General features: G+C 48.1%; 1 protein-coding gene. It reads right to left on the bottom strand.

The window, feature by feature from the left end; all coding sequences use genetic code 11:
• On the bottom strand, positions 1 to 580 hold a 580-nt coding region (gene nusA / locus IEX97_RS13175), incomplete at its 3' end, for a transcription termination/antitermination protein NusA (protein ID WP_229776935.1).
• Positions 581 to 607: the final 27 nt, after the last annotated feature.

Genomic DNA, 607 nt, shown 5'->3' on the forward strand with positions numbered 1-607 from the left:
TGGTCTTTACAGCAATTTTAGCACGGCTTCCAGGTTCGCGCGCAGCGGCTTTAATTTCAATTACGTTCTCGCCAATTTCAGGCACCTCGATGCGGAACAATTCAATCAGCATTTCATTGCGAGTACGGCTTACCAGCAATTGTGGACCACGCGATTGTTCTACGATGTCATAAAGATACGCGCGTACGCGATCATTGGTTCGAAACATCTCTTGTGGCAGCATTTCACAACGTGGCATAAACGCTTCCGCTTTTCCGCCAAGATCAATAATCACGTTGTCGCGAGTGACCTTTTTAACCATGCCATAAACGAGCTGGCCAAGCTTACGCTCGGCTTCGCGGACTTTTTGCATAATGACCTGACGAGCCGTTTGCGCGGCAATACGGCCAAATTCAATGGATTGCATAGGCTCTTCGATGCGATCACCTTCTTCGGCATCGGGTTTGCGTTCACGCGCTTCTTCTACAGTGAGTTGACGCTCTGGAAATTCAATTTCCTCTTCTGGAAGGACTTCCCAATATCGAAAGGTTTCATATTCGCCAGTTCTTGGATCCAAATGAACTCGTACACCCAACTCCATCCCTGAAAGCTTTCTCGTTGCAGACTC

Source organism: Paenalicyclobacillus cellulosilyticus, assembly GCF_014647315.1.
Classification (GTDB): domain Bacteria; phylum Bacillota; class Bacilli; order Alicyclobacillales; family Alicyclobacillaceae; genus Alicyclobacillus_J; species Alicyclobacillus_J cellulosilyticus.